The sequence below is a fragment of the Priestia sp. USM5 genome (genome assembly GCF_058323215.1).
Genome location: NZ_JBSGKN010000001.1, coordinates 350,129 through 362,376, shown reverse-complemented (window position 1 = coordinate 362,376; position 12,248 = coordinate 350,129). Strand labels below are relative to the sequence as shown.

At 38.4% G+C, this 12,248-nt stretch carries 14 protein-coding genes; all 14 read right to left on the bottom strand.

Annotated features, from left to right (window positions below):
- Positions 1 to 135 precede the first annotated feature (135 nt).
- The gene (gene era, locus ACWATA_RS01850; RefSeq protein ID WP_013059225.1) at positions 136 to 1,041 is read right to left on the bottom strand and encodes a GTPase Era; all 906 of its coding nucleotides are present in this window, start codon (positions 1,039 to 1,041) and stop codon (positions 136 to 138) included.
- Complete coding sequence (locus tag ACWATA_RS01845) at positions 1,034 to 1,432, bottom strand: cytidine deaminase (protein WP_165635137.1); 399 nt, start codon at positions 1,430 to 1,432, stop codon at positions 1,034 to 1,036. Before ACWATA_RS01845 ends, era begins: the two co-directional genes overlap by 8 nt.
- 91 nt (positions 1,433 to 1,523) lie before the next feature.
- Positions 1,524 to 1,895 carry a diacylglycerol kinase family protein gene (locus ACWATA_RS01840; protein WP_016765589.1) on the bottom strand — a complete coding sequence of 124 codons (372 nt, stop codon included), beginning with the start codon at positions 1,893 to 1,895 and terminating at the stop codon, positions 1,524 to 1,526.
- On the bottom strand, positions 1,879 to 2,349 hold the full coding sequence (gene ybeY / locus ACWATA_RS01835; protein ID WP_033579681.1) for an rRNA maturation RNase YbeY: 471 nt from the start codon (positions 2,347 to 2,349) through the stop codon (positions 1,879 to 1,881). Before ybeY ends, ACWATA_RS01840 begins: the two co-directional genes overlap by 17 nt.
- Positions 2,346 to 4,454: an HD family phosphohydrolase gene (locus ACWATA_RS01830; protein ID WP_033579829.1), complete on the bottom strand. Its 2,109-nt coding sequence runs from the start codon at positions 4,452 to 4,454 to the stop codon at positions 2,346 to 2,348. The genes ybeY and ACWATA_RS01830 overlap by 4 nt, the downstream gene beginning before the upstream one ends.
- A gap of 62 nt (positions 4,455 to 4,516) precedes the next feature.
- Positions 4,517 to 5,491: a PhoH family protein gene (locus tag ACWATA_RS01825; RefSeq protein WP_014458188.1), complete on the bottom strand. Its 975-nt coding sequence runs from the start codon at positions 5,489 to 5,491 to the stop codon at positions 4,517 to 4,519.
- Between the two features lie 3 nt (positions 5,492 to 5,494).
- Complete coding sequence (gene yqfD / locus ACWATA_RS01820; protein ID WP_016765592.1) at positions 5,495 to 6,682, bottom strand: sporulation protein YqfD; 1,188 nt, start codon at positions 6,680 to 6,682, stop codon at positions 5,495 to 5,497.
- Positions 6,683 to 6,698: 16 nt separating this feature from the next.
- Positions 6,699 to 6,983, bottom strand: a complete 285-nt coding sequence (yqfC, locus tag ACWATA_RS01815; RefSeq protein WP_013059232.1) for a sporulation protein YqfC — start codon at positions 6,981 to 6,983, stop codon at positions 6,699 to 6,701.
- A gap of 59 nt (positions 6,984 to 7,042) precedes the next feature.
- On the bottom strand, positions 7,043 to 7,504 hold the full coding sequence (locus ACWATA_RS01810; RefSeq protein WP_473049557.1) for a YqfB family membrane protein: 462 nt from the start codon (positions 7,502 to 7,504) through the stop codon (positions 7,043 to 7,045).
- 31 nt (positions 7,505 to 7,535) lie between these two features.
- Positions 7,536 to 8,519 (bottom strand): flotillin-like protein FloA, encoded by a 984-nt coding sequence (gene floA / locus ACWATA_RS01805; RefSeq protein WP_028411651.1) that lies wholly within the window; start codon positions 8,517 to 8,519, stop codon positions 7,536 to 7,538.
- A complete protein-coding gene (locus ACWATA_RS01800) occupies positions 8,519 to 9,850 on the bottom strand; it encodes an NfeD family protein (protein WP_033579677.1) in 1,332 nt (443 codons plus the stop codon). Before ACWATA_RS01800 ends, floA begins: the two co-directional genes overlap by 1 nt.
- Before the next feature lie 178 nt (positions 9,851 to 10,028).
- Positions 10,029 to 10,472, bottom strand: a complete 444-nt coding sequence (locus tag ACWATA_RS01795; protein ID WP_013059236.1) for a GatB/YqeY domain-containing protein — start codon at positions 10,470 to 10,472, stop codon at positions 10,029 to 10,031.
- A gap of 15 nt (positions 10,473 to 10,487) precedes the next feature.
- A complete protein-coding gene (gene rpsU, locus ACWATA_RS01790; RefSeq protein WP_013059237.1) occupies positions 10,488 to 10,661 on the bottom strand; it encodes a 30S ribosomal protein S21 in 174 nt (57 codons plus the stop codon).
- Positions 10,662 to 10,886: 225 nt separating this feature from the next.
- On the bottom strand, positions 10,887 to 12,245 hold the full coding sequence (gene mtaB / locus ACWATA_RS01785; RefSeq protein ID WP_049166213.1) for a tRNA (N(6)-L-threonylcarbamoyladenosine(37)-C(2))-methylthiotransferase MtaB: 1,359 nt from the start codon (positions 12,243 to 12,245) through the stop codon (positions 10,887 to 10,889).
- Between the last annotated feature and the right edge of the window lie 3 nt (positions 12,246 to 12,248).

Genomic DNA, 12,248 nt, shown 5'->3' with positions numbered 1-12,248 from the left:
CATAAAGATCAGATACATATTTCAATTCCTTATGTTTAGAATAGCCTTCCGACGTAAAATCATGTAACACAATTTTTTACAAATTACCTTCTTTTATGAAGGGGTATAAATCGACGCCAACAAGAACTCAAATGATTAATATTCGTCTTCTCTAAATCCAAAGTCACGGAGATGCGACGCTCGGTTTCGCCAATCTTTTTGCACTTTTACCCATAGTTCTAAAAATACTTTTGAACCTAAAAGAGCTTCAATGTCTGCTCTTGCTTTTCTTCCTACCTCTTTTAACATCTTTCCTTGCTTTCCAATTACGATGCCTTTTTGTGAATCTCTTTCGACGATAATTGTAGCGCCGACGTAAACAGCGCCATTATCTCGTCTTTGCATAGAATCCATCACAACGGCAATAGAATGAGGTATTTCTTCCCTCGTTGCATGCAGTACTTTTTCACGAATTAATTCCGTAATAATAAAGCGCTCTGGGTGATCTGTTACCTGATCTGCCGGGTAATACTGCGGACCTTCCGGCAATCGCTGCTTGATTTGATCAAGCAAGCGCTCCACGTTATTTCCTTGTAAAGCTGAAATTGGCACAATTTCAGCGAAAGGATATAAGTCTTTATAATTCGTGATAATTGAAAACAATTCGTCTGGATGAATTTCATCAATTTTATTAATCACAAGGAAAACAGGCGTTTTTGTATCTTTTAAACGCTCGATAATAAATTCATCGCCTCGACCTAAACCCTCTGTTGCGTTAATCATAAATAAAATTAAATCTACTTCTTTAAGCGTATTTTGCGCTACCTTCATCATAAAGTCGCCTAATTTATGCTTTGGTTTGTGAATTCCTGGTGTATCAATAAACACAATTTGCGCCTGATCTTCCGTGTACACACCCTGAATTTTATTTCTAGTTGTTTGCGGTTTGTCACTCATAATCGCAATCTTTTGACCGATTACTCGGTTCAAAAAAGTTGATTTCCCTACGTTTGGTCTTCCAATAATTGAAACAAAACCTGACTTAAATTCATTATTACTCATGTAAATCCTCCGATGAAAATGCTCCTGGAAGTAATTCTTCCACAGTTAGTTCTTGTATGTTATTTTTTAAATTGGTTAATATAACTTTCATTTCTTTTGGACAAAGCTCAGAGATTACTTGTCTGCATGCTCCACACGGAGAAACAGGACGATCAGTATCAGCTACTACAACAAGTGCTGCATACTCTTTATCTCCTTCTGAATAGGCTTTAAATAAAGCCGTACGCTCAGCACAATTGCACATGCTATAAGCCGCATTTTCAATATTGCAGCCGCGATAAACCTTTCCATCTTTGGTCAATAAAGCTGCACCAACTTTAAATTTTGAATACGGTACATAAGCCATTTCACGAGCTTTTTTCGCCTCATCAATCAGTCCGGTCTTATCCATTTATCCGCTCTCCTTTTGCGCTTCTACATGTCTTTTAACTTGTCCTTTTTTATTATACCACGGGGGTGTAAAGAACCAAAAAGAATCCTTTTTAAAACAAATACTTTAAGAAAATAATTCCTCCTATAAGGACAGCAAAACACGCATAGACCAACACCGCTGCTGCGGCTGCATCTTTTGCGTGTTTTGCTAGTATGTGATATTCAGGAGAAACTAAATCGACAACTTTTTCCACCGCTGTATTCATTAACTCTAAGCTGAACATGCCTGCAATGAGAAGCAGCACAACCGTCCATTCACCAGCTGTAATTGACAGCACGGCTCCTAAGAGAAGGACGATGAAAGAAGCTGCTACGTGAATTTGCATATTTCTCTGTGTTTTACAAACATAGAGAAACCCCTCTATTGCATAACCAAAGCTACTGACAACTTTAGCTATCCCTTTTTTATCGCGAGAGTCCATATTGTTCTAAAATATCTTTTTGACGTGTAAACATCTCTTTTTCATCTTCTGATGTTTCATGGTCATACCCAAGCAAGTGCAAGAAACCGTGAACCGTTAAGAATCCTAGCTCCCTCATAAACGAGTGATTGTATTCTTCTGCTTGCTCATGAGCTTTTGGAATCGAAATGACAATATCCCCCAGGACTCTTGGCATCTCATCTCCGATAATTTGCATTTCATCTTCGCCCATTTCTTCTAGCGCAAACGATATTACATCCGTTGGCTGATTTTTATGGCGGTATTGATGATTGATTTCTTGAATTCGATCATTATCCACAAATGTAACGGATACTTCTGCATCCTCTTGAAGATTTTCATATATAGCAGCGGCTTCAAGCAGCTTCTCAAGCTCTTTTTGCTGCTGTTCACTCACTTCGTTTGTTTCATCAATAAAATCAATAACTAAACTCATACCTTCACCTTCTCTTTTTTTATCTCTGGATATTCGATTCGGGAATGAAAAATCCCATTTAGCGTTTCACATAGTGCTTGGCGAATTAACTCTAGTTCTTTGAGCGTTACGTTACACTCGCTAAGCTGCTCATCCTGCAGGCGATCTTTAATAATATTTCGCACCAAGTTCTCAATCTTTTCCGGAGTCGGATTGGACATTGACCTTACGGCTGCTTCTACACTATCAGCTATGCAAATAACCGCTGCTTCTTTCGACTGAGGCTTTGGTCCAGGATAGCGATATTCTTTTTCATCAATTTTTTCTTCTGTTTGTTCAAGTGCTTTATGATAGAAAAACTTAAGCAGGGTCGTTCCGTGATGCTGCTCTGCAATATCTACAATCTCTTTTGGAAACTTGTGATTTCGCAAAATGGTCGCTCCATCTGTAGCATGTGCGATTATAATATTTTTACTAGTCTTCGGACTTAGTTTATCATGCGGATTGGTAATATTCATTTGATTTTCAATAAAATACTGCGGTCGCTTCGTTTTACCAATATCGTGGTAATAAGCCCCCACTCTCGCTAATAAACCGTTAGCTCCTATCGTTTCGCACGCCGCTTCAGATAAGTTTGCCACCATTACACTGTGATGATACGTTCCCGGTGTTTCGGTTAAGATTTTACGTAATAGCGGATGATTAGGACTCGATAATTCAATCAGCTTCATCGTAGATAAAATGCCAAATCCACTTTCAAAAAACGGAAGCAAACCTATAGTTAAAACGGAAGCAATAACACCAGATGCAATTGACATCATACTGTAATAGCCAAGCTCTACAGTGCCAATTTGGCCATTTTTAATAAAAATAATAGCAAAGCTGATAATTACGTTTACCATAGCCACAAATAGACCTGCCTGCAAAATCCGTGAACGCCTGTGCTGCCTGCTTAAAAATAAAATAGCAGCAATATTGCTAATTAAAAAGTAGATCCCGATGTTCATATTAAACGAGGTTGTCAATTCACCATTAAAAATAATGCTTCCACAAATAGCAAATACAATGCTTGATAAAATAGCAATGCGTTCATCCATTAAAATTCGAATCAGCAAACCTCCCACTGCAACAGGAGCTAAGAAACCTATTTCCGATAAATCAATTTGCTGAAACACGCTTAAGATTTTCATGAGGCCAATCGTAATGGTTGCTACCAATACATACAACAACAAGGGCTGATATGTCTTGGTGTGAAATTCACGCAAATAGTAAATGAGGCCCGCTATCATCATCACAATCAGCAAAGCTAATCCCGCAAAAGGCTGAATAGATCCTTTATTATTCAACAATCCCGCGAGCTGGAGCTGACGATATATATCAGGATTAATAAGCTGATTTTCTTCTACAATAATCTGACCTTGTTTAATTCGAACAGGCTCCACTTTTTCCACAGCTGCTTGACGGTTTTCAGCTGTTTTTTGGGGATCATAAATCACATTTGGAATGATAGCGAATTTAGCAATTGCATTCATTGAATCTTTTAGAGAGTTGCTGACATTGGTGTAAACAAGCTGACCTTCTACCTGGTCTTTTTTCTCTTCTACATCGCTAATCTTCACTTGATCTTTCATCACATGATGAACGGCTGTAACTACAGCGTCTTTCGCAATCGATAAATCACTGTTAGAAGACTGAAGCAGCTGCTTGATGGTATCCTTTGGCAAGTTTTTTTGAATGTCTTCAGGAAGCTTGTCCTCTAACATTTTTTGTTTGGTTTTTAATACGGCATCGATACTGTCATCTTCATGATCTTCTTTTTCATATTCTGTATTAACTTCCATCATCGCATCAAAAATAGATGCAACAAGATCGACTTGGTTCTGTGCGTATTCTGTTTTTTGTGTATACACATCTTCAACGGCTTGTTCTGCCTCTGCCCGTTTTTTCTCTGTGCTCTCTTTATCTTCAATGGTAACGGGTGAGTAAATGGTTTGCGGGGAAATAGACAATAGTCTGAGATCTAATTCCTGCGGCTTTACATTGCTATACATAGACGCAAACATCATTATACCTAACAAGGCATATAACCCAATTTGAATTAACCGTAATCGCTCGATCTGTGCCATTGTTTGCTTGATTATCCGAAACGTTGACACAAACGTACCCCCTTTACAAAAAATAGACCCTATTAAGAAAGGGTCTTTTGGTCAGCTTGTTCGTACGCTTGAATGATGCGTCCCACAAGTGGATGGCGCACAACATCTGACTGTTCTAGATGAACAAACGAAATACCTTTAACATTGGTCAGGATTTTCGAGACAGCCGCTAGACCAGACTGAGCTCCTTTTGGTAAATCAATTTGTGAAATATCTCCTGTAATCACCATTTTAGACCCAAATCCTAGTCGTGTTAAAAACATCTTCATTTGCGCCATCGTGGTGTTTTGCGCTTCGTCTAAGATAACAAACGCATCATCTAGTGTACGACCTCGCATATAAGCAAGGGGTGCTATTTCAATAACTCCGCGTTCGATTAGGCGTTGCGTATGTTCTGTTCCTAATACATCATGTAATGCATCGTACAGAGGCCGCAAGTACGGATCTACTTTTTCTTTCAGATCTCCTGGCAAGAAGCCAAGACTTTCACCTGCTTCAACAGCAGGACGTGTTAAAATAATGCGCTGTACGTGACCATTTTTAAGAGCATTAACGGCCATGACAACGGCTAAATACGTTTTACCGGTACCAGCAGGCCCAATTCCAAATACCAAATCATTTTTCTTAATAGACGAAATGTATTGACTTTGTCCTAATGTCTTAACACGAATAGTCTTACCTTTTACATTTTTACCAATCTCTTCTTCATATACATCTTCAAAAAACTCAAGAGAATTTTTCTTAGCTAATTGAATCGCATACACAACATCTCGTTCAGATATGGAAATATTTTTTCGGATAATGTTCAGTAACTTTTTAAGCATTTCTTCCACTAGCTGAACATTTTCTGTACTTCCGGAGACTACAACAGTCTCACCTCTTGAAATGATAGAGACCTGCATTTCTTCTTCAATTCGCTTTAAATTCGCATCTTGTACGCCAAATAATGAAATGGCTTCGTTTGAATCATCAAGTTGTACGTTAATTGTTACTAGCTGTTCTGACATTCATCAATCTCCTTGAATAATTGGTTGAGTGTTCGCAATATTTTCTATAACTTGGTAATGTATTGATAATCTAACTTTACCATTGTCCTGTTCTTGGTGCAAAACTTTTTCACCTTTTATTTTAGCATCCTCACCTAAAGTTGATAGTAATTTTTTTCGACCGATTTCCAAAGCTTTTTCCACCGCCTCTTGTTTAGAATAGACGCGCTGCGAGTTTTGTTCTTCTCGTACAGCAACTTTCTCATACGACAGAGGTAATTTCCATTTAAAAAAATAGAGTGGATGCTCCACTTTTTCTGTCACCTTTGAGGCGTATTTTTCTTTGTTAAAAGCCCAAAGAGGCATTTTAAAAGCTTGAAAATCTAAATAGTGCTTCGTATATCCATTACCCGTTAATACTTGAAAATCAGTTTTTAGAGGCACTTCCACCTCAGACTTATACCATGTTTCACCGTAGACTTTTCCTTTAGCAGCTACTACTTTTTTATTTTTTTCGTTTCCAATAATACCGGAAACTAAGACCTCGCCTTCGTTGACAAAATCATTAACCTTGACTAAAGGTTGTCCTTTTTCGACAAACAAATTCGTAATAATAGCTTTCTTTTTAGCAATTAAATGTTGGTAAGGTGTTTTTTGCTGAGGCTTGGGCTCATTTTTTTCAACCACTTGGAAGTGATAAGAAGTGCCGCGCACTTCTACTCCCACCCAGGTAATATTGTTCATATTATCCGTTAAATAGCGCTGAATTTTTTCAGGACTCTCTAACAGAAATTGAAACTCTCCTCTTTTTACACCTATTTTGGCCAGCTGCTTCGTCATTTGATGTTCTGTTTGTGGTTCTGCACCGCTAATTTCCACTTTCCACACCATGTTGGAAAGCAAACCAAGAATAATAAAAAAAGAAAGAAAACCTAAAGCAAATCCACTATTTTTAATCACTCGTTTTGTTAAAAAAGGAAAACCTCGGCCTCTTATAAAATAAATTTTACAGTCTGCGTTGCGAATTAGTATACGAATTTTCTTTACATCTTTCAATAATATCGTTGCTGTCGCTAGCTGACCGTCAACTTTATGGACATTCGAAATCATAATCTGTTGTCTCACACAATTATTTAAAAAACGTTCAATTCCTTTTCCAACAATTCGAATACGTACGGTACCAATAACAAAGTTTGTCCATCCATTCTTCATTTTTTTCCTCCTTGTGTTATTGTTCTAAATAAAGAACTTGATTGATTTTACCTTCTAAAACCAGTTCTTCTGGCAGTATTACTTTAATGACCAGTCCTTCACCTCGAATTAACATTTGTCCCTGTTTTAGTAACACGCGTATTTCAGTATCAGAAAAGGCTAATAAACCTTTATGATTTTCAATATAAATGTGTATTTGTCCAACTAACGTAATACGGGGAAGATCCATTAATACATCAGCGGGTAGTTCCATTGTTTTTGTCATCCATCTTTTCATTTGGTGTCTCCACTTTTTGCTCATAAAAAGAACCCCCTTTCATCTCATGTTTATGAGAAAGGGGGTTAATGTATCACATCTATTTATCGTTTATATTTACGTTGTTTCGATTTTGGCGGCCCTAGAATTTCGGACCATATCACTCCTTGAACAGCTTCTTTACGAGAAATGGGCTTAAAAACGTTTTTCTCATTAGTTGTTTTTGGTTTTTCAACTGCAATTTTCTTTTGAATAGAAGGTTCATGATACGAACGGTTTTTTAGCTCTTCCAGTTTTTCTTGCAAAGGATTTGTTTCCGCTGAAGGAACAGTTTCTGGCTCCATACGAGCTGTTTTTGGCTCTTCTTTGACAGGGCGATATCTAGGTCTTTCCCGCCTTGAAGGATTGTTTACAGGAGGCATAGGAGCTCTTTTAGAACGCTGCTGTTCTTCCTCTTTTGACTGAGCCATAAAACGCTGCACAACGTTAAAAATAATCCCTCCAATGATGACAAAAATGAAAGCATTATTAATAATTAGTTTAATAAGCGTTTCAACGATATTCATTAGGAGAAAACCTCCTTGTTAAACTGATTCATTATTTCTCATCGTCTTCTTTAGACATTTTTCCAATTGAATCACGCATATCCGTATCAGCAGTCAAGTTTTGAATATTCATATAATCCATGACGCCAATATTGCCAGAGCGCAGTGCTTCTGCCATCGCTAATGGTACTTCTGCTTCTGCTTCTACTACTTTTGCACGCATTTCTTCTACTTTTGCACGCATTTCTTGTTCTTGAGCAACGGCCATAGCACGACGTTCTTCGGCTTTTGCTTGGGCAATATTTTTATCTGCTTCTGCTTGGTCTGTTTGAAGAACTGCCCCAATATTTTTACCAATGTCGATATCAGCAATATCAATGGATAAGATTTCAAACGCTGTTCCGGAATCCAACCCTTTTCCTAAAACCGTTTGAGAGATCATATCAGGGTTTTCCAATACTTTTTTGTGATCTTTTTGTGAACCGATTGTAGAAACAATCCCCTCGCCAACACGGGCAATAATCGTTTCTTCTCCAGCTCCCCCTACTAGTCGATCAATGTTTGCACGAACGGTAATTCGGGCTTTTGCTTTGACTTCGATTCCATCCATAGCCACCCCTGCAATAAAAGGTGTTTCAATAACTTTTGGATTAACGCTCATTTGTACAGCTTCTAGCACATCACGGCCCGCTAAGTCGATAGCTGCTCCGCGCTCAAATGTTAACTCAATATTTGCTCGGTGCGCTGCAATCAACGCATTTACCACGCGGTCCACGTTACCGCCTGCTAAATAGTGGCTTTCTAATTGATTAATGGTAATACCTAAACCGGCTTTACTTGCTTTAATTAACGGGTTCACAACGCGAGATGGTATCACTCGACGAAGTCTCATTCCGACCAGTGTGAAAATACTAATACGAACGCCTGCTGCTAATGCTGAGATCCATAACATAATCGGTACAAAAGTGAAAAAAACGGCTAAAGCAATAATTGCTAGGCCAATAACTACAAAAAACAATACGCTACCTGCTTCCATTAATTAAGGTCCTCCTTTTTCAAAGGCTCTGTGAGCTTCCGCACCACAACCCTTGATCCCTCTACTTTTATAATATTCACTAACACATCTTTGTCTAAATATCCGCCTTCAGTGACTACATCCACATACTCTTCATCGATGAGCACGGTGCCTGAAGGACGCAGCGGTGTTGTTGTTTTACCTTGTTTTCCTATTAATTCATACCGATTTTGATTCGATACATAACCAGATTCGGTATTAAGTGAATCATTAAGCACCATTTTTTTGAAAGGTGTAAGCTTTCTTTTAAAAAATTTCATCATCACAAACGCACCTCCCAGTGCCACCACTATTGCAATTACAAGAGAAATTCCCATTTCGACATTATTATCTGTTGACATAAAAAAACTTAAAATGATAGCTCCAAGCCCTAGCAGCCCTAAAACGCCGCCTGGCACTACAATCTCTAATAGAAGCAGTATAATTCCTGCTATAAATAAAACGAGGGCTTCCATTCCTGCTAATCCTGCTACCATATGACCATAGAAAAATAAAAGAAGTGAAGCTACTCCAATGGAGCCCGCAATACCGAATGAAGGCGTAAACAATTCAATTACAATTCCTAAAGCACCAATAGATAATAAAATGGGAACAACAAGCGGATGGGTAAGAAAACGAGCAATTTGTTCACTTACACTCATTTTTGCATACGTCAGTTTAGCATCTTCATAGCCAAGCACGCTCAGGAGATTATCTAAATTTTTTACAGTTCCTTCTGAATAACCAACTTGCTCGGCTTGCTTCGGAGTTAGCGTCAACAATTCGTTTCCTTTTAAGTTGAGCTCAGGTATGACCATCTTTGTGTTTGCCATCGCTTCTGCATATTTAGGGTTTCGGTTATTTTGTTCTGCTGCGCTCTTCATAGCCGATAACCAGTAGGACTGAGCTTTTTTTCCTGCTGCATTTCCCTGTTGGTCAATCACAGCTGCCGATCCCATTGTAGAACCGGGTGTCATATAAATTTGATCGGCGTTAAGTGCAATATACGCTCCGGCCGATAATGCTTTTTTGTCGACAAAAGCAGCGGTAGGAATAGGTGTTGAGGTTAAGCTTTTAGCTATTTCAGAAGCTGCATCTACAGCTCCTCCAGGAGTATCTATGTCCAATATAATCAAATCTGCACCGTCATTTTCCGCATCTTCAATGGATCTGTTTAAAAAAGAAAGCAGTCCATTTTCTACCGTTTTATTGACAGGAATAATGTGTACACGCTTCACGTCAGCGGTGCTAATAGTGGGGAATAACCCAGTGGCTAAAATAAGAAAGCACACGAAAGAAAATAAGGTTTTCACCGAATACACTTCCCTCCTTCCATAGATAGTATGAGTATGTATCTGTATATACGAATAACTTTAACAATAGTTTCAAATTTTTTAAAATTTATCTATTTTATTCTTTGCACCAGAGAAACAAAACATACGTTCGGATATTATCTATATAAAAAACACCTTACACAAGGTAAGGTGTTTTTTATGATAAGTGTTGAAGGACAAGCTTATTAACAAGAGAGCCATCCGCTTTGCCTTTTACTTTCGGCATAAGCGCTCCCATAACTTTCCCCATATCAGCTTTAGAGGAAGACTGCGTTTCTTCAATCGTCGTTTTAATAATTTCAGATAACTCTTCTTCAGTTAGCTGTTTAGGAGCGTAAACTTCTAAAACCGCTAATTCAGAATGAATTTTATCAACAAGATCTTGACGACCTGCTTTCTCAAATTCATGGAGGGAGTCTTTACGTTGTTTGAATTCGCGAGAAATAACCGTCAACTCGTCTGCTTCAGTTAGGTCAGTGCCTAACTTAATGGCTTCGTTTTGAAGAGATGCTTTGACCATACGAATGACCCCAAGCTTCTCTTTCTCTTTGTTTTTCATCGCTTGTTTCATATCACTATTTAAACGCTCGAGAAGACTCATAAATCCACCCTCTTATTAGAACTTGCGTTTTCTAGCAGCTTCAGATTTCTTCTTACGCTTTACGCTAGGCTTTTCATAGAATTCGCGCTTTCTTGCTTCTTGTAACGTACCAGTTTTTGAAACTGAACGTTTGAAGCGACGAAGAGCATCTTCAAGCGATTCGTTTTTACGAACAACTGTTCTTGACATTCTAATTCCCTCCCTCCGAACAAAACCACTAACATCATAATGAAATGACATGTTAGACATGTCTTTTGCAATTATAATATAATGATTCCTTAAGGTCAACCGCTTTACATAAAGTAATGCAGTTATTCCCCCTTTATTTTATGAACTTTCTTGATAAAACATTACTCCTCAGCTGTTTTATACGTATGAAAAAAGCTGCGCAAACACGCAGCTTTCCAATAAGTGTTATGAGCTCATTTTCACCTGATCTTGAAGATGAACCTCATCTAGCACGCGAACAAACTCACCTTCATTATAAGGATATCCAGCTTTTGAAATTTTCACTTTTACAAGCTTTCCAACCATTTCTTCAGACGCTTTAAACACAACCTTTAAGTAGTTATCAGTATATCCTACATATAAACCACTTTCAGGATCTTCTTTATATTTTTCTTCCGGAATTACTTCCAGTACTTCTCCTTCAAACGTTGAAGCATATTCTTTTGCCAATTGGTTTGAAAGTTCGATTAAACGGTGCACACGTTGATTTTTTACTTCTTCATCAATCTGGTCGGTCATACGAGCTGCTGGCGTACCTGTACGTTTAGAATACGGGAATACGTGAAGCTCTGAAAAACCGTGCTCTTTAATAAAGTTATACGTCTCCATAAACTCTTCTTCTGTCTCACCTGGGAACCCGACAATCACATCTGATGTAATCGCTAATCCAGGAAGAGCTTCTTTCAGACGGTTTAAGCGCTCGCCAAAGAACTCCATTGTATACTTACGACGCATGCGCTTCAATACCGTATTTGAACCTGATTGAAGAGGGATATGCAAATGACGTACAACCATTTCTGACTGATCTAGTACCTCTATCACTTCGTCCGTAATTTGACTTGCTTCAATTGACGAAATACGAATGCGTTTTAATCCTTTTACTTGAGACTCTAAATCACGAAGAAGCTGGGCAAGATTGTAATCTTTCATGTCTTCTCCGTATCCGCCAGTGTGAATACCTGTTAACACGATTTCTTTATAGCCTGCATCCACTAGCTGCTGTGCTTGTGCTACTACTTCTTTAGGATCACGAGATCGCATTAAACCGCGTGCCCATGGAATAATACAGAATGTACAGAAGTTGTTACAGCCTTCTTGAATTTTTAACGAAGCACGCGTACGGTCTGTAAATGCCGGTACATCTAGCTCTTCATATACGCGTGTTTTCATAATGTTTCCTACACCGTTAATCGGCTGACGCTCTTTTTTAAATTGTTCAATATACTCAAGCATCTTAACACGATCTTGTGTACCTACTACGATATCAACACCAGGAATGGCCATAATTTCAGCTGGCGAAGTTTGAGCATAACATCCAGTTACACAAATAACCGCATCTGGATTTTTTCGCACAGCTCTGCGAATAACTTGACGGCTCTTTTTATCTCCTGTATTTGTTACCGTACATGTATTAATTACATATACATCGGCAGTTTGTTCATATTCAACACGCTCATAGCCTTGGCCTTTGAACAATTGCCAAATTGCTTCTGTTTCATAGTGATTTACTTTACACCCTAGCGTGTGAAAAGCAACTGTTGACATAAT

Coding starts and splice junctions, on each gene's coding strand:
- era (WP_013059225.1), bottom strand. CDS start 1,041: ATGAGTAATAATGAATTTAAGTCAGGTTTTGTTTCAATTATTGGAAGA.
- ACWATA_RS01845 (WP_165635137.1), bottom strand. CDS start 1,432: ATGGATAAGACCGGACTGATTGATGAGGCGAAAAAAGCTCGTGAAATG.
- ACWATA_RS01840 (WP_016765589.1), bottom strand. CDS start 1,895: ATGGACTCTCGCGATAAAAAAGGGATAGCTAAAGTTGTCAGTAGCTTT.
- ybeY (WP_033579681.1), bottom strand. CDS start 2,349: ATGAGTTTAGTTATTGATTTTATTGATGAAACAAACGAAGTGAGTGAA.
- ACWATA_RS01830 (WP_033579829.1), bottom strand. CDS start 4,454: ATGGCACAGATCGAGCGATTACGGTTAATTCAAATTGGGTTATATGCC.
- ACWATA_RS01825 (WP_014458188.1), bottom strand. CDS start 5,491: ATGTCAGAACAGCTAGTAACAATTAACGTACAACTTGATGATTCAAAC.
- yqfD (WP_016765592.1), bottom strand. CDS start 6,682: ATGAAGAATGGATGGACAAACTTTGTTATTGGTACCGTACGTATTCGA.
- yqfC (WP_013059232.1), bottom strand. CDS start 6,983: ATGAGCAAAAAGTGGAGACACCAAATGAAAAGATGGATGACAAAAACA.
- ACWATA_RS01810 (WP_473049557.1), bottom strand. CDS start 7,504: ATGAATATCGTTGAAACGCTTATTAAACTAATTATTAATAATGCTTTC.
- floA (WP_028411651.1), bottom strand. CDS start 8,519: ATGGAAGCAGGTAGCGTATTGTTTTTTGTAGTTATTGGCCTAGCAATT.
- ACWATA_RS01795 (WP_013059236.1), bottom strand. CDS start 10,472: ATGAGTCTTCTCGAGCGTTTAAATAGTGATATGAAACAAGCGATGAAA.
- rpsU (WP_013059237.1), bottom strand. CDS start 10,661: ATGTCAAGAACAGTTGTTCGTAAAAACGAATCGCTTGAAGATGCTCTT.
- mtaB (WP_049166213.1), bottom strand. CDS start 12,245: ATGTCAACAGTTGCTTTTCACACGCTAGGGTGTAAAGTAAATCACTAT.